At 56.2% G+C, this 16078-nt stretch carries 17 protein-coding genes; 4 read left to right on the top strand and 13 right to left on the bottom strand.

Annotated features, from left to right (window positions below; all coding sequences use genetic code 11):
- Positions 1-39 precede the first annotated feature (39 nt).
- Positions 40-771: an arginine ABC transporter substrate-binding protein ArtJ gene (artJ, locus tag C0560_RS07130; RefSeq protein WP_100777041.1), complete on the top strand. Its 732-nt coding sequence runs from the start codon at positions 40-42 to the stop codon at positions 769-771.
- A gap of 46 nt (positions 772-817) precedes the next feature.
- Here the strand turns inward: artJ and C0560_RS07125 are convergent, their stop codons facing one another.
- The 11 genes from C0560_RS07125 to nfsA form a co-directional block, all read right to left on the bottom strand.
- Entirely contained in the window at positions 818-2290 is a 1473-nt protein-coding gene (locus C0560_RS07125) for a sensor histidine kinase KdpD (RefSeq protein WP_248859896.1), read from the bottom strand.
- The gene (locus tag C0560_RS07120; RefSeq protein ID WP_100777043.1) at positions 2274-2981 is read right to left on the bottom strand and encodes a response regulator transcription factor; all 708 of its coding nucleotides are present in this window, start codon (positions 2979-2981) and stop codon (positions 2274-2276) included. Before C0560_RS07120 ends, C0560_RS07125 begins: the two co-directional genes overlap by 17 nt.
- A gap of 128 nt (positions 2982-3109) precedes the next feature.
- Positions 3110-4237, bottom strand: a complete 1128-nt coding sequence (gene rlmC, locus C0560_RS07115; protein ID WP_248859895.1) for a 23S rRNA (uracil(747)-C(5))-methyltransferase RlmC — start codon at positions 4235-4237, stop codon at positions 3110-3112.
- A 40-nt stretch (positions 4238-4277) separates the two neighbouring features.
- Positions 4278-4775 (bottom strand): YbjO family protein, encoded by a 498-nt coding sequence (locus C0560_RS07110; protein ID WP_248860259.1) that lies wholly within the window; start codon positions 4773-4775, stop codon positions 4278-4280.
- A 42-nt stretch (positions 4776-4817) separates the two neighbouring features.
- Positions 4818-5663 carry a putrescine ABC transporter permease PotI gene (gene potI, locus C0560_RS07105; RefSeq protein ID WP_100777046.1) on the bottom strand — a complete coding sequence of 282 codons (846 nt, stop codon included), beginning with the start codon at positions 5661-5663 and terminating at the stop codon, positions 4818-4820.
- Positions 5660-6613, bottom strand: coding sequence for a putrescine ABC transporter permease PotH (gene potH, locus C0560_RS07100; protein ID WP_181827542.1), 954 nt, complete (start codon positions 6611-6613; stop codon positions 5660-5662). Before potH ends, potI begins: the two co-directional genes overlap by 4 nt.
- Positions 6614-6622: 9 nt before the next feature.
- Positions 6623-7756 carry a putrescine ABC transporter ATP-binding subunit PotG gene (potG, locus tag C0560_RS07095; protein ID WP_100777048.1) on the bottom strand — a complete coding sequence of 378 codons (1134 nt, stop codon included), beginning with the start codon at positions 7754-7756 and terminating at the stop codon, positions 6623-6625.
- A 97-nt stretch (positions 7757-7853) separates the two neighbouring features.
- Complete coding sequence (potF, locus tag C0560_RS07090; RefSeq protein ID WP_100777049.1) at positions 7854-8966, bottom strand: spermidine/putrescine ABC transporter substrate-binding protein PotF; 1113 nt, start codon at positions 8964-8966, stop codon at positions 7854-7856.
- Positions 8967-9323: 357 nt separating this feature from the next.
- Positions 9324-9800 carry a YbjN domain-containing protein gene (locus C0560_RS07085; protein WP_248859894.1) on the bottom strand — a complete coding sequence of 159 codons (477 nt, stop codon included), beginning with the start codon at positions 9798-9800 and terminating at the stop codon, positions 9324-9326.
- 55 nt (positions 9801-9855) lie between these two features.
- Entirely contained in the window at positions 9856-10758 is a 903-nt protein-coding gene (gene rimK / locus C0560_RS07080; protein WP_181827541.1) for a 30S ribosomal protein S6--L-glutamate ligase, read from the bottom strand.
- A gap of 70 nt (positions 10759-10828) precedes the next feature.
- Positions 10829-11551, bottom strand: a complete 723-nt coding sequence (gene nfsA / locus C0560_RS07075) for a nitroreductase NfsA (protein WP_100777052.1) — start codon at positions 11549-11551, stop codon at positions 10829-10831.
- 187 nt (positions 11552-11738) lie between these two features.
- Here nfsA and C0560_RS07070 point away from each other — a divergent pair, with 187 nt between their 5' ends.
- The gene (locus C0560_RS07070; protein WP_095281388.1) at positions 11739-12008 is read left to right on the top strand and encodes a GrxA family glutaredoxin; all 270 of its coding nucleotides are present in this window, start codon (positions 11739-11741) and stop codon (positions 12006-12008) included.
- A gap of 29 nt (positions 12009-12037) precedes the next feature.
- On the opposite strand, the gene C0560_RS07065 is transcribed toward C0560_RS07070, so the two are convergent.
- Entirely contained in the window at positions 12038-12409 is a 372-nt protein-coding gene (locus C0560_RS07065; protein WP_107703957.1) for an inner membrane protein YbjM, read from the bottom strand.
- A 277-nt stretch (positions 12410-12686) separates the two neighbouring features.
- On the opposite strand from C0560_RS07065, the gene C0560_RS07060 reads away from it, so the two are divergent.
- Complete coding sequence (locus tag C0560_RS07060) at positions 12687-14372, top strand: aspartate:alanine antiporter (RefSeq protein ID WP_100777054.1); 1686 nt, start codon at positions 12687-12689, stop codon at positions 14370-14372.
- Positions 14373-14718: 346 nt separating this feature from the next.
- Positions 14719-15516, top strand: coding sequence for an SDR family NAD(P)-dependent oxidoreductase (locus tag C0560_RS07055; protein ID WP_248859893.1), 798 nt, complete (start codon positions 14719-14721; stop codon positions 15514-15516).
- 2 nt (positions 15517-15518) lie between these two features.
- On the opposite strand, the gene C0560_RS07050 is transcribed toward C0560_RS07055, so the two are convergent.
- Complete coding sequence (locus C0560_RS07050; RefSeq protein ID WP_100777056.1) at positions 15519-16061, bottom strand: TetR/AcrR family transcriptional regulator; 543 nt, start codon at positions 16059-16061, stop codon at positions 15519-15521.
- Between the last annotated feature and the right edge of the window lie 17 nt (positions 16062-16078).

Here is a 16078-nt window from a genome sequence, read left to right as displayed (position 1 = left end):
CGGCGCATAATGACAAGATTGACAGACGGGAGCATTAAAATGAAAAAGTTAGTTCTGGCTGCATTACTGGCAACATTCGCCGCAGGCGCATCGGCTGCAGATAAAATCAATTTCGGCGTTTCAGCGACCTATCCGCCGTTCGAATCGCTGGATGCCAGCAACCAGATCGTGGGTTTTGATATCGACCTCGCCAAAGCGCTGTGCAAACAGATGCAGGCCGACTGCACATTCACTAACCACGCGTTCGACAGCCTGATCCCGTCTCTGAAATTCAAAAAATATGACGCGGTGATTTCCGGTATGGACATCACGCCAGAGCGTAGCAAGCAGGTCTCCTTTACCGACCCGTACTACGCCAACTCCGCGGTGGTGATTGCGAAGAAAGGGGCTTACACCTCTTTTGATCAGCTGAAAGGCAAACGCATCGGGATGGAAAACGGCACCACGCACCAGAAATACCTGCAGGATAAGCATCCGGAAGTGAAAACCGTGGCCTATGACAGCTACCAGAACGCGATCATTGACCTGAAAAATGGCCGTATTGACGGGGTCTTTGGCGATACGGCGGTGGTGAACGAGTGGCTGAAAACCAATCCACAGCTGGGTACCGCGACCGAGAAAGTGACCGATCCGCAGTATTTCGGCACCGGTCTGGGTATCGCTGTACGCCCGGATAACAAAGCCCTGCTGGAAAAACTGAACGGCGCGCTGAAAGCGATTAAAACTGACGGGACTTACCAGAAAATTAGCGACCAGTGGTTCCCGCAGTAATTTTAAAATGATAGTGCCGGGTGGCGGTTACGCCGCCCGGTTTTTCTTAAAGCGGCACAAAAAAGCGGAATGTCGCCCCCGGTTCAGAATCCAACAGACTGATTCCCCCCCCATGTAGCTCCAGCATCTTTTTCACGATTAACAGCCCTAACCCACCGCGATTCTCCCGCGACGCCTGTTGGCTTAACGCCGAGGGACGCTGGAACAATTCTTCGCGCAACGACGCCTCAATGCCCGGCCCGCTGTCGGTCACTTCTACCTGCAGCTGTTCATTCTCCTGCCACACGGAGAGCCGGATATCGCCGCCCGACGGCGTATGACGCACGGCGTTATCCAGCAGATTCGTCACTACCCGCTCGATCATCGACACATCGGCAAACACCAGCGGCAGCGGCCCCGGCACGTCGATATGCAGCCGAAGCTTGCGCGTCTGGGCGGTCAGTTCAAATTTTTGTGCCACGTCAGAGATCAGTTCCGCCATTGCAAACCGCTCGCGCTGCGGCTTGATGCCGCCGTGCTCCAGCCGGGCCAGCTCAAACAGCTGCTGTGAGAGATGACGCACTTTTTGCCCCTGTCTGAGCGCCGTCGCCAGATACTGCTGATGCTGCGCGGCGCTCAGGGTGGCGGATTTCAGCGACAGGGTTTCCAGATAACCCAGTAACGACGTCAGCGGCGTGCGTAAATCGTGAGAGATATTGGCGATAAATTCCCGGCGCTGCCGGTCGCTGTCGGCCAGCCGGTTCCACTGCGTGGTGATCTGGCGCGCCAGCTCGATAAACGTATTACGCAGCTGCGTCACTTCATCCGCCGAACCCGGCACCGGCGTTTGCGCAGCCAGCTGTTTAATGGCGCTGATACTGTCCTGCTCCAGCCCGGACACTTCCGCCGTCAGCCTTTTTACCGGCCGCGTGACCCAGTACCAGACCAGTCCGCCCGCCAGCAGGGCAAAGCCTGCCACCAGCAGCAGAGACCACATTACCGTGCTCCAGAGCGTCTTGTGCCACGCCATATCCGCCAGAGCGTTAAACTCCTCGCCCTGCAGGATAATATACAGATAGCCGCGCAGCTCCCCGTCCTGGCGCAGCGGCGTTACGCTAAACACTTTCTGTTTATCCAGGCTACGCGGATCGTCACCGTACACCGGCCAGCTGGTGCCACTGAGAAAAGTTTGCAGTGGCGCGATGGCGATTTTTTGCCGCTTAATATGCCCCGGCGGTGCGGCGTCGGCCAGCAGCTCGCCATCGGGTGAGATCACGTACAGCTCAACGCTGGGATTAAAGGTCATCAGCCGATCAAACAGCGGTTTCAGGCGGCTGCGATCAACGCCCCCTTCGGCGTCCAGCACCGGCTCGCGCTGAAGGATCTGCTGCGCCAGACTGCTGGAAAGACGCTGCACCATGGCGTTACCGTACTGTTTGCTGGCGTAGAGCTGCACCACGCAGGCCACGGTGGCACAGAGGATCAGCAGCAGGATAAACAGCAGCGTCAGCCGCTGGCTGAGGCTAAGACGTCGCATCATGGTTCAGTTCCGCAAATTTGTAGCCTTTGCCCCAGACGGTGCGAATAATTTCCGGCTCGGCGGCATCTTTTTCGATTTTGATCCGCAGGCGGTTAATGTGGGTGTTAACAGTGTGCTCGTAGCCTTCGTGCTGATAACCCCAGACCTGTTCCAGCAGCGCCAGCCGCGAAAAGACCTCGCCGGGGTGACGGGCAAAAAACCAGAGCAACTCGAATTCGCGCGGCGTGAGATCCACCTCTTTGCCGTGCAGACGCACGCTGCGGGCGAGCGGATCAAGCGTCAGCCCGTGCGCGACGATTGTGCCGCTGGTCTGCGCCTGCCCCATCGCCTGCTGGCGGCGAAACAGGGCTTTGATACGGGCGATCAGCTCCTGGACGGAGAAGGGTTTGGCCAGGTAATCGTCGGCGCCGGTTTCAAGCCCGGTGATGCGGTCGGTTTCACTGCTGCGGGCGCTGATGATGATAATCGGCAGATAGCGGGTAAGCTGACGGATGCGGCGGCAGATCTCCAGGCCGTCCACGTTCGGGAGCATCAGATCGAGGATCACCGCGTCCCAGTGGGTGCGGTCGAGCAATTGCAATGCCCGCGCCCCGTCCGCTTCGTGCGTGATCGCATAGCCTTCGTCTTCGAGGTTTAATCGCAGCAGTGACGCGATATCGCTGTCGTCTTCCACCAGCAGGATGTGCTTCATCGGTAAGCCTTACTTCATCGTGAATAGTTCAAGCTTACCTGATTTTAGGGCGTGGAAGAGTTCACATTTTGTTGAAGATTGTGCGGGAGGGGGGTCGGGCAGCGCTGCGCTGACCCGACTTATCTTTTTTATCTGCGAGTCAGCAGCGTCAACACTTCATAGTGCGCCGTATGCGGGAACATATCGAAAAGCTGTACCCGCTCGACGCGATAGCCCGACAGCATCGCGATATCTTTGGCCATGGTCTGCGCATTGCAGCTGGAGTAGATAAGGGTTTTTGGCGCCATCTGGCTCAGGTATTCGCAGAGAGCTTTACCGATGCCGCGACGCGGAGGGTTCACCAGCACCAGGTCCGGGACGCTGCCCTGCCCCGTGGCGAACTGCGTAGAGTCCAGCGCCTGGAAATGGAGATCCGTTAAGCCCAGCTCGGCGGCAGACTGCTTCGCGCAGGCAATCGCCTCGGCGGAGATCTCGATCCCGGTCAATTTCATGTTCGGCGTCGCGCAGTGCAGGCCAAACCCGCCGACCCCGCAGAAGAGATCCCACATATGATCGATATTTAACGCCTGCACCCAGTCACGCGCCGTGGCGTACAGTCGGCTGGCAACGACCGGGTTGGTCTGGAAGAAACTGTGCGGGCGGATCCACAACGGCACGCCGTTGAAATTCTCGGCCAGCGCCTGCTGTTCAGTGAAGAAGATCTCTTTCTCCCCTTCCATGATCGCCATATGCACCGGCTGAATGTTCGCGGTAATCAGCTTCAGCTGCGGCAGCTGCTGTTGCAGCCAGGGGAGCGCTGCGCGCAGTTGTTCAAGCTTTGTTTCAGAGCGCAGCACAAAGCGGAGCATCATCCCGCCGTCGAGCTGGATTTCCGTCAGCAGGAGATATTTCAGCTCACCGCGCTGGCGGGCGACGTTGTAAGGCGTCAGACCGGCGCGGGCGATAAAGGGTTTCAGCGCGGCAAACACCGGCTCAAAGGAGGCGGGATAGAGCGGACAATCCGTGAGATCTTCTGGCGTGCCGTCGCGATGCAGCATGCCGAGCAGCGGCCTTTCGACGCTACCGCTGACCACCATTTTGGCTTTATTGCGAAAGCCCTGCTCCGGTCCACTGACGGGCGCGCACCACTCCGCGACCGGATGTTCAGCAAGCAGCTGCTGGAGATCGGCCATTTTGGCGGTAAGTTGCTGGGAAACCGGCTGTTCTATCCACTGACAGGAGCGGCAGCGACCGGCGTCATAAAGTGCGCACTGCATAGGAAAACCTCATTGTTCGCGAGGGCAGCGATTATACACATTATTGCAGGCGGAAGAACCGTCGGCTGGATACCGGGACAAACAGCAGGAACAGCACCAACAGATCAGGCAATTTCTGCATCACCAGTGAACGGAAAATTTCCCGCTTCGACTCTCCGGCAATACTGAACAGCTCAGGGTAGCCGTATCCAATCGAGGCGGCCCACAGATACCCCGTGGCGATCACCTGAGTCAGCAGGTAGACCCAGCGCGCCCAGTTACGCCCTTTCGCCAGGGAAAAGGCGCAGTAAATCTCGACGAACACCAGCACCAGGCTTGCGAAAAAGACCAGCGTCAGATTCCATGTCTGTACGCTGCGATGGATAAACTCGACCACGCCCCGCACGCCGAGCATGTTAAACACCATCAGCAAATCCAGGCAGCGAATCAGAATAATGGCGAGCGCAGCTACCTGCACCAGTGCAGGTACATTGAGGCGCGCATGCGAATGTCGTGATTTGGTAAACAGTCCCAATGTTTTTACTTCCCTGAAAAACAGTGCCGCGACAGGCGCGGCACTTCATTGAGAATTTTAAATGCTTCAGCCGCGTCTTGCACGCTGGATATCACGCACACGCTGTTTTTCCGCCCGCGCCATCAGATACCAGGCGATAAAACCGACAATACCCACCACACCGAGGATGATCGACGCCAGGGCGTTGATCTCCGGGTTAACGCCCATCCGCACGCTGGAGAAGACCAGCATCGGCAGCGTGGTCGCCCCAGGCCCGGAGACGAAGCTGGCGATCACCAGATCGTCCAGAGACAGGGTAAACGCCAGCAGCCAGCCGGAAATCACCGCAGGCATGATCATCGGTAGCGTAATGATGAAGAAGACCTTCAGCGGCGTTGCGCCGAGATCCATCGCCGCCTCTTCGATGGAGTGATCCAGTTCGCGCAGGCGCGACGAAATCACCACAGCCACATAGGCGGTACAGAAAGTCACATGCGCCAGCCAGATTGTCAGCATGCCGCGATCAGCCGGCCAGCCGATGGCGTGCGCCAGCGCGACAAACAGCAGCAGCAGCGACAGACCGGTAATCACATCAGGCATGACCAGCGGCGCGGTGATCATAAAGGCAAAGCCGTTCGAGCCGCGGAAGCGACCAAAACGCACCATCACCATCGCTGCAATCGTGCCGAGAATCGACGCCATGGTCGCCGCACAGGCGGCGATGGTCAGACTCAGCCCTACCGCGCTCATCATCGCGTCGTCGCGGAACAGTTCGCCGTACCAGCGCGTCGACCAGCCCGCCCAGACCGTCACAAGTTTGGAGCTGTTAAATGAGTAGATGACCAGCATCAGCATCGGCGCGTAGAGGAAGGTAAAGCCGAGCACCAGAATCACAATTCGCCACGGGGAGCGCACCACCGGTAAGTTGTTCATCCGTGATCTCCCATCTGTTTTTGCTGATGTTTGTGGAACCACATGATCGGCACGATCAGCAGAAGCAACATCACAATCGCCACCGCCGACGCCACCGGCCAGTCGCGGTTATTGAAGAACTCCTGCCACAGCACGCGGCCAATCATGATGCTGTCCGGGCCGCCGAGCAGTTCCGGGATCACGAACTCGCCCACCGCCGGGATAAAGACCAGCATAGACCCCGCAATAATCCCGCCTTTGGTCAGCGGCACAATCACCTGGAAGAAGGTTTTCAGCGGACGCGCGCCGAGATCCAGCGAAGCTTCCACCAGCGAGTAGTCAATCCGCGTCAGCGCCGTGTAAATCGGCAGCACCATAAACGGCAGATAGGCGTACACAATCCCGATATAGACCGCCAGATTGGTGTGCAAAATCGTCAGCGGCTGATCGATAACGCCGAGCCACATCAGGACATTATTCAGCACCCCATTGTTTTTCAGAATGCCCATCCAGGCATACACACGGATCAGGAATGATGTCCACGACGGCAAAATTACCAGCAGCAGCAGAATATTGCGCGTCGAGGGTTTGCTGTGCGCCACCGCCCAGGCGAGCGGATAGCCCATCGCCAGACAGCAGATCGTCGAGATCGCCGCCACCTGCAGCGACTGCAGATAAGCTTCAAAATAGAGCGGATCGTCTGTGAGCTGGAGAAAATTCCCGAGATTAAGGGTGATCGACAGCTGGCCGTCGGCCCACTCCATCAGATTGGTGTACGGCGGGATCGCACGCGCCATCTCCGCGAGGCTGATTTTAAAGACGATCAAAAACGGCAGCAGGAACAGCAGGATCAGCCACACGTACGGCATGGCAATCACCAGCTTACGGCCATGCGCCATCTGCATACGCGTCAGCCACTGCGCGAAACCGCCCGTTTTTTGCACGCGGACCGGTGGTTCAAGTGTATTCATGGCCACTCCTTATACCGTCAGCACAACGCAGCTGTCCGCATCCCAGCACAGACGCACTTCGTCGCCCCAGGTCGGCAGCCCCTTACGGTAGCGGTGTTCATTCTGCAACTGGGCGCTGATCATCTGCCCGCTTTTGAGGCGCACGTGATAGATCGAGAGATCGCCCAGATAGGCAATATGGACCACTTCGCCGACGGCAAAGTTATAGCCATCCGCAGGCGGCTCTTCGCAAAGCATGATTTTTTCCGGGCGCAGGGCCACGTAGACCGGGACGTTGTCGACAATCGACGCGTCCGGATCGACTTTGAGCGGATGCACCAGCCCCGGCGAGTCAATCACCAGGCCGTCCTCCTGACGATCTTTCAGCAGCCCTTCGAAGACGTTGACCGAGCCAATAAACTCGGCGCTGTAGCGGGTGGTCGGATGCTCATAAATCTCTTCCGGCTCGCCGATTTGCACGAACTTGCCGCGGTTCATGATCGCGATGCGCCCGGCCATGGTCATCGCCTCTTCCTGATCGTGGGTGACCATCACGCAGGTCGCGCCGACGCGCTCAAGGATATCCACCACTTCGAGCTGCATGCGGTCGCGCAGTTTTTTATCGAGCGCCCCCATCGGTTCGTCGAGGAGCAGCAGTTTCGGGCGTTTTGCCAGGCTTCTCGCCAGCGCCACGCGCTGACGCTGGCCGCCGGAAAGCTGATGCGGTTTACGTTTCGCAAACTCCTGCATGTGCACCAGGCTCAGCATTTCCGCCACGCGCGCGGCGATTTCCGCTTTCGGCAGCTTGTCCTGCTTGAGGCCAAAGGCAATGTTCTGCTCCACCGTCATGTGGGGAAACAGCGCGTAGGACTGGAACATCATATTGATCGGGCGTTCATAAGGTGGAACGCGGGAGAGGTCGACACCATCCAGCATAATTTGTCCGGACGTCGGTTGTTCAAATCCGGCCAGCATGCGCAGCAGCGTGGATTTCCCGCAGCCTGATGCGCCAAGCAGTGCAAAAATTTCGCCTTTATAAATCGTCAAACTGACGTCATCAACGGCGTGCTGGCCGTCGAACGATTTGGTCAGATTACGGACTTCGAGGAGCGGAGTCAGCGCTTTACGGGTTTTCGCCTGCGGGCGGGGGATGGTTTCATTCACGGGGTGCTCTCCGGCAGAAATCTAAAATAGTGCAAACGCACCCGAACGGTGCGTTTTGCCGGGCAGCGCAACGCGTGCCCGGCCTGCATAACCGCTGTTATTTACCGCTTTTCACCTTCGTCCACGCGCGGGTACGCACGCGGTCGATTTTCGGATCCTGCACTTTCAGAGTGAACATTTTGGCGCGCACGTCAGCCGGTGGGTAAATCCCCGGATTATCACGCACTTCCGCGCTCACCAGCGGTGTCGCTTCTTTATTGGCGTTGGCGTAGAAGACGTGGTCAGAGATATGCGCAATCACGTCCGGACGCAGCAGATAGTTAAGGAACTGATAGGCTTCATCTTTGTTTTTCGCATCCGCAGGCATCGCGAAGACGTCGAAGAAGGCCATCGCCCCCTCTTTTGGAATCGAATAGGAGATGTTCACGCCGTTTTTAGCTTCTTTCGCGCGATTCGCTGCCTGCCAGACGTCACCCGCCCAGCCAATCGCCACGCAGATGTCACCGTTGGCGAGATCGTTAATGTACTGGGAGGAGTGGAAGTAACGTATGTTTGGACGCAGCTTCAGCAGCAGATCCGTCGCCGGGCCGGTGTAGTCATCGGCTTTGGTGCTGTTCGGATCTTTGCCGAGGTAGTTCAGCACGGTGGCGAACACCTCTTCAGGCGCATCAAGGAAGGAGACGCCGCAGCTTTTCAGTTTTTCGAGGTTTTCTGGTTTCAGCACCAGATCCCAGCTGTTCACCGGCGCATCTGCACCCAGCGCTTTTTTCACTTTGTCGACGTTATAGCCAATGCCGGTGGTCGCCCACATGTACGGCATGGCGAATTTGTTTTCCGGGTCATGTTTGGCGATAAGCTTCAGCAGCTCAGGATCGAGGTTTTTCCAGTTTGGCAGTTTGCTTTTGTCCAGCGGCTGGAACACGCCCGCGGTGAGCTGACGCTCAAGGAAGCTGGCTGACGGCACGACCAGGTCGAAACCGGTGCTGCCTGCCATCAGTTTGCCTTCCAGCACTTCGTTAGAGTCGAAGACGTCGTAAACCACTTTAATCCCGGTCTCTTTTTCGAAATTCGCAACCGTGTCCGGCGCGATATAATCAGACCAGTTATAGACATGCAGCGTTTTTTGTTCCGCAGCGAGCGTGCCGGCAGAGACAGCCATCAGAGCACCCGCAACCAGACCCGATAACCATTTTTTATTCAAGGCGATCATATCGTTATTCCTTATGAAAGCTCGTTAACTGTTGTTAACAAACGAACTACAACCATGCAATTGGTGATATGCAAGAATCATGCATACTTTGTCGCTCTGCCTGACGCAAAAGAAAAAATCTTTTGGCAGTTTTTGCTCGCTTTTTTAAGCTCCGCAAGAATAACTGTAGCCCGTGCCCCAGGCTATAGCCCAGATTAAAAAACGCCTTTTATCAATTTTTTATGCAGGATCTGTCTATGTGATAAGCCGAAATGGCCTGCGGTGAGGTGAATAATTCTTTAAAGAAAGGTTACAGCTAGAGGAAAATTTTGTGATGCGCAGCCGCCATGGCAGCGACTGCGCGCAGGTCGGAAAGGCTTAGTGCAGGAACGATTCGCGTGAATCGTTATTCTCCATTTCCTCTTCCGTGGTAAAGAGTAAATGGTGCGTGCTGGCTTCCAGCATGACCATGGAAATCTGCTCTTCGCTCTGGCGCATAAACCAGGCAAACTGCTTAAACGACACCCCTGCCCCGGCGAATAAAGACTGGCAAACCACCAGCTTTGGCAGATTATCATCCTGTATGTCGAGAAATGCTTTCACCGTCAAAGAACCGGCATTAATGGCCGACAAATCAGACGCCAACGCCAGTAATGCCGAGGGCTTGACCTCCGCCAGCGCCGAGAAAAGCACAACGTCGTTAATCAGATCGATTTTGGCATCAAACACGCCGTCGAAATTTTGCATATGTGGCAGGTGCAACGCCTGACAGGAATCACACTCAAAATAGGTGATGCCTGCATCGTCGAGCCATTGACGTAACGTATCCAGTGTTGGAACGACCTGTAAATCCATAGCAGTGCAGCCTCTTAGATAAAAACTTCGCTTAGATTACGCAAAAAATGCAGCCCTAACCACCCGTTTTCAGGCAAAAGCCCGGCGTAGCGTGGCGCTCGATCCAGGAGATCATTTTACCGGCGATATCTACTCCGGTGGTTTTTTCGATGCCTTCAAGGCCGGGTGACGCATTGACTTCCATCACCAGTGGCCCGCGATGGGCGCGCAGAATATCGACGCCAGCAATATCCAGCCCCAGGGTTTGCGCCGCTTTGATGGCAATCTCGCGTTCGCGATCGCTGATGTCAGCGATCCGCGCCACGCCGCCCCGGTGCAGATTCGAGCGAAAATCGCCGTCTTTCGCCTGACGTTCAATGGCGGCCACCACTTCGTCGCCGACCACCAGGCAACGAATGTCGCGCCCTTTCGCCTCTTCAATATATTCCTGCACCAGAATGTGAGCATTGAGACCACGAAAGGCGTCGATCACGCTTTCGGCAGCCTGGCGCGTTTCGGCCAGCACCACGCCGATACCCTGTGTGCCTTCCACCAGTTTCACCACCAGCGGCGCGCCACCGACCATGTCGATCAGATCGCTGGTGTCGTCTGGCGAATGGGCAATGCCGGTGACAGGCAGATCGATCCCCTGACGGGCGAGCAGTTGCAGGGAGCGGAGCTTGTCACGCGCGCGGGTAATAGCGACGGATTCATTCAGCGGATAGCTGCCGAGCATTTCAAACTGGCGCAGCGCGGCGGTGCCGTAGAAGGTAATTTGCGAGCCGATGCGGGGGATCACCGCATCGAAGTGCGGCAGATGGCGGCCTTTGTAATGTATCGAGGACGCCGCCGGGCTGATGTTCATATAGCACGACAGCGGGTCGAGGATCTCAACCAGATGGCCACGCTTATTAGCTGCCTCAAGCAGACGTTTACACGAATAGAGCGTTCCATCCCGGGACAAAATGGCAATTTTCACCCTGCACCTCTCTAAAGACTCGATAAAAGCCTGCGTATCATACACGCAGGCTGGCACAGGATGAATGGACTTAACGCACAGCCCAGCCCTGTTTATGCAAATAGTCGAGAATAAACGGACGGTTTTCTTTAATGATGGTGCGACGGATGTGATCGCTCCAGGTATCGCGGCGATTATTGCTTCCGCGCGACAAATAGTAGCTGGCGAGTTCTTCGTCATACTGGGCGAGAACCTGCGCATCCACCGGCTGGTAGTGATTTTCGTGCACAAGCATCGCCGCTGGCATACGCGGCTTGAGATCCGGGTTATCTGCCGGCCAGCCGAGGCACAGGCCAAACAGCGGTAAAACATGTTTTGGCAACGCCAGCAGTTCGGTCACGTCGTTGATATTGTTACGCAGGCCGCCAATGTACACGCCACCTAAGCCCAGGGATTCCGCTGCCGTCAGCGCATTTTGCGCCATCATCGCCGTGTCCACGACGCCAAGCAGCAGCTGTTCCGCCAGGCCCAATTGGGCGTCCGGGCAGATTTGCAGATGGCGGTTGAAGTCGGCGCAAAACACCCAAAACTCCGCGGCCTGCGCCACGTGCGGTTGTCCGCCGGTGAGTGTCACCAGCTTTTCACGCATTGCAGGGTCGGTGATACGAATAATCGACGTGCACTGCAAAAAGCTGGAGCTGGAGGTTGCTCTCGCGCTATCCACAATCGCCTCGCGCTCGGCGTCGCTGATGGGCCGATCGGTAAAATGGCGGATGGAACGGTGGGCGCGAATGGTATCAATAGTCGGCGTCATTGGGTCTCTCTTTTGTCTGTCTGAACGCGGTTTGACAGCCAGTATAGGCAAAGAAAAGTGTGATGTAATTGGCAAAACATAGTCTGTAAGTATTAAAGCGACAGGTAAAACCTGCTTTCCATGAGCAAGGGTTATCGGGCACACTAAGCGCCATTCGCCGTCGGGCTTACGTTTTGAGGAGAGAGATATGTTTGCAGTGATTTTTGGACGTCCAGGATGCCCTTACTGCGTCCGCGCTAAAGAACTGGCAGAAAAACTGACCGCCGAGCGCGATGATTTTAACTTCCGCTACGTGGATATCCACGCGGAAGGCATCAGCAAAGCCGATCTGGAAAAAACCGTGGGTAAACCTGTTGAAACTGTTCCGCAGATTTTCCTCGATCAGACGCACATTGGCGGCTTCACCGATTTCGAAGCCTACGCGAAAGAAAATCTGGGACTGTTTGCCGCCCAGTAACGCGATAACGCCCTCTCAGGAGGGCGTTTTTATTTGTGTCGCCAGCGATGCACCAGGCTGCGTACAAACATAAAACAGAGCGCGCCTAACGCACACCAGAAAATCCCGCTCAACAGCCACGCCAGCTCTTGCCATAACGAACGCGGCGAGACAAAAACGAGACGCATCACCACCAGACATAACGGTGCCGCAAGCATCGCGCCAATCAGCGGTTTGACCACTTCTCCCCCGCGCGAGAGGAAACTCGCCACCACACCTGGTAAAATGAAAAAGAGTAAACCCAGTTCAGGATGGCCTGATGCCCTGAACGCCCCCTTCACGTGGAAGGCTAAAGAAAGGCATACGGCGATAAACAGTAGAAAACAGCAGACGACACCTGTCCAGTTCCGCTTGATGTTCAAAAATCCTCCTGACTCCATCACTATCGAATACACATTCGTCCAGAGGACGCCCAGTCAGATAATGCAATGTGGCATTCCTTGCCAAAGCTCATAGATTGTTACGCGATCTTTTCTGGCCCTGGATATCTAATACGATTAGACTATCGGCCAGTTATTGTTCTGTGGGATATATTCTGTATGGGCGAAAGGGAGAATCCCTTCACTCACATGGGATAAAACAGTAGCCTAAATCCCCCATCCTTTCAACAGCTTAACGGTAAACAAGAAGTTAGCCTCCGTGAATATAAACGTCGCAGATTTGTTAAATGGGAATTACATCCTGTTATTATTTGTTGTACTGGCACTGGGACTGTGTCTGGGTAAATTACGCCTGGGTTCAGTTCAACTTGGTAATTCCATTGGCGTTTTAGTGGTCTCATTATTATTAGGCCAGCAGCATTTCAGCATTAACACGGATGCGCTTAATCTCGGTTTTATGCTGTTTATTTTTTGTGTTGGCGTGGAAGCAGGGCCGAACTTTTTTTCGATTTTTTTCCGCGACGGCAAAAATTATCTGATGCTGGCGCTGGTGATGGTCGGCAGCGCCCTGGTGATAGCGTTAGGGCTGGGTAAACTGTTTGGCTGGGATATCGGCTTAACCGCCGGGATGCTGGCCGGTTCGATGACTTCGACGCCGGTGCTGGTCGGAGCGGGTGATACGTTGCGCCACTCGGGTATGGAGAGCGGTCAGCTTTCGCTGGCGCTCGACCACCTGAGTCTCGGCTACGCCCTGACCTATCTCATTGGGCTGGTGAGCCTTATCGTCGCTGCGCGTTATCTGCCTAAACTCCAGCATCAGGATCTCCAGACCAGCGCCCAGCAGATTGCGCGCGAGCGCGGTCTGGACACCGACACCAAACGTAAAGTCTATCTGCCCGTCATTCGCGCCTATCGCGTCGGGCCGGAGCTGGTTGCCTGGGCCGACGGCAAAAACCTGCGCGAGCTGGGTATCTACCGCCAGACGGGCTGCTATATCGAACGTATCCGCCGCAACGGAATTCTGGCTAACCCGGACGGTGATGCGGTGCTGCAGATGGGGGATGATATCGCCCTGGTCGGCTACCCTGACGCGCACGCGCGCCTTGACCCGAGTTTCCGTAACGGTAAAGAGGTGTTCGACCGCGACCTGCTCGACATGCGTATCGTCACGGAAGAGATTGTAGTGAAAAACCATAACGCCGTCGGGCGTCGTCTGGCACAGCTGAAGCTGACGGATCACGGCTGCTTCCTGAACCGGGTCATCCGCAGCCAGATCGAGATGCCCATTGACGATAACGTCGTGCTGAACAAAGGCGACGTTCTTCAGGTCAGTGGCGACGCGCGCCGCGTGAAAACCGTCGCCGACCGCATCGGCTTTATCTCCATTCACAGCCAGGTTACCGACCTGCTCGCCTTCTGCGCCTTCTTTATTGTCGGCCTGATGATTGGGATGATCACCTTCCAGTTCAGCAACTTTAGCTTCGGCGTGGGTAACGCTGCGGGTCTGTTGTTCGCCGGGATCATGCTCGGCTTCCTGCGAGCCAACCACCCGACCTTCGGCTATATCCCGCAGGGCGCGCTGAACATGGTGAAAGAGTTCGGCCTGATGGTCTTTATGGCGGGCGTGGGTTTGAGCGCAGGCAGCGGCATCGGACACAGTCTGGGTGCCGTCGGCTGGCAGATGCTGGTCGCCGGGTTGATCGTCAGCCTGCTGCCGGTGGTAATCTGCTTCCTGTTCGGCGCTTACGTGCTGCGCATGAACCGCGCAATGCTGTTTGGCGCCATGATGGGCGCGCGCACCTGTGCACCGGCGATGGAAATCATCAGCGACACCGCTCGCAGCAACATCCCGGCGCTGGGCTACGCAGGCACGTACGCCATCGCCAACGTCCTGCTGACGCTAGCCGGTACGCTGATCATCATTATCTGGCCCGCGCTCGGATAACTCTGAAGTTTGCGCATCACCGAATTATTTTCGCGATGCGCAGAACTTTTTGTATATGAGGCAGTCATAACTATTGCCACTGCTTTTCTTTGATGTCCCCCATTTTGTGGAGCCCATCAACCCCGCCATTTTGGTTCAAGGTTGATGGGTTTTTTGTTGCCTGACATTCACAGCCATGTCAAACCCGCTGCGTCACCCTACTTTCCTGCGCCATCAATATCACCGTCGCACTAGCACCATTACCCCATGATATAAGCTGTAACCAGTTCCTGTTTCCTCCGCTTGCCCCTACCCCATTTGCACCCATACTTTGAACTATCCCTGCCTCTTTAATTAAGAAAAGGCCATGCTGATGAAAACCAAAACCGTTGTCATTTTCGGTGCAAGCGGCGCGATAGGTAGCGAAACCGCGCGAGTACTGGCGCGAGAGGGAGCGCATGTTTTTCTCGTCGCCCGAAATCGGGATAAGCTGGAGCGCGTGGCTAACGACATCCGTTCTGCCGGTGGAATCGCAGAATCACGTGTCATCGACGTCCTTGATGAACGTTCTGTTCTTGAGCAAACCGCGAAACTGGCTCAGCAGACTGGCGGCATTGATGTGGTCGTTAACGCAACAGGATTTATGCACGAGCAAGGCAAACGCCTCGCAGAGTTATCCCTGGCAGAGTTCAGGCAGGGATTTGATCCGTTTCTCACCGCCCTTTTCACTCTCTCAAAGGCCGTCGTCCCCCATATGGGTGGCGATCGCGAGGGCGTGATAATCACCGTTGTCGCACCGGCAGGCCCGATGGCGATACCCGGTCATCTTGGGCATATCGTCGGCTGCGCGGGCATTGAGGCGTTCGTCAATGCGCTCGCCAGCGAACTGGGGCCGAAGAACATCCGCGTTACGGGCGTGCGCTCTCATGCTATCAGCGGCGCGGTTCAGGCGGGTTCTTACACAGGAGAGTTATTTGCGATAAAAGCGCAGTCGATGGGAGTGACGGTCGAGCAGTTTATGGAAGGTGCCGCGCAAAGCACAATGCTCAAGCGGCTGCCAACCCTGCCGCAGGTGGCCGGTGTGATTGCATTTTTGGCCTCTGAACATGCCCGAGCGATGACCGCGACGATGGTCAACGTGACGGCGGGTGCGACCCTCGGCTAATGCTAAAATCCTGCGATGCGCCTCACCATAGCCCTGATCTCTTCGCGTGACAGCGGCTCCCGGTCCGTCACAAAATGCAGGGTCATACCCTCGATAAACGCATCGAGCGCACGCGTCGTCACCGGGTCAAACCACTGCTCCAGCGTGCTCTGGCTGGTTTGCATCCAGTCCTGCATCACTTTTTTTAACGCCGGTTTACGACTCATCAGCGCATACAGCTGGTACATCAGCTCCATATTGTGCGGCGTGGTCACTTCTGAGCTGTGGATCAGCGTGGTGATCGCCTCACAGGCCATTTCCGGACCGGTAACGCCGGCAAAAAATTCGCGGTATTGCAGCGACATTTGCTGGGTAAAGCCGGTAAACGCCTCTTCGAGCAGCGAGTCTATCCCGTCGAAATAATAGGTCATCGACCCCAGCGGCACGCCCGCGCAGCTGGCGATTTTACGGTGCGTCACGGCATTGATGCCATGCTCTGCAATGGATTCCAGGGTGGCCTGAAGGATCCGCTCCCGACGCTGCGGATCGTTTGGTCGTCTGCTCATCTTTTCCCCTTTCGGTT

This window comes from Lelliottia sp. AC1, assembly GCF_023278595.1.
Classification (GTDB): Bacteria; Pseudomonadota; Gammaproteobacteria; order Enterobacterales; family Enterobacteriaceae; genus Enterobacter; species Enterobacter nimipressuralis.
The sequence above is the reverse complement of the archived record's forward strand: the minus strand, read 5'-3'. Positions and strand labels throughout refer to the sequence as shown.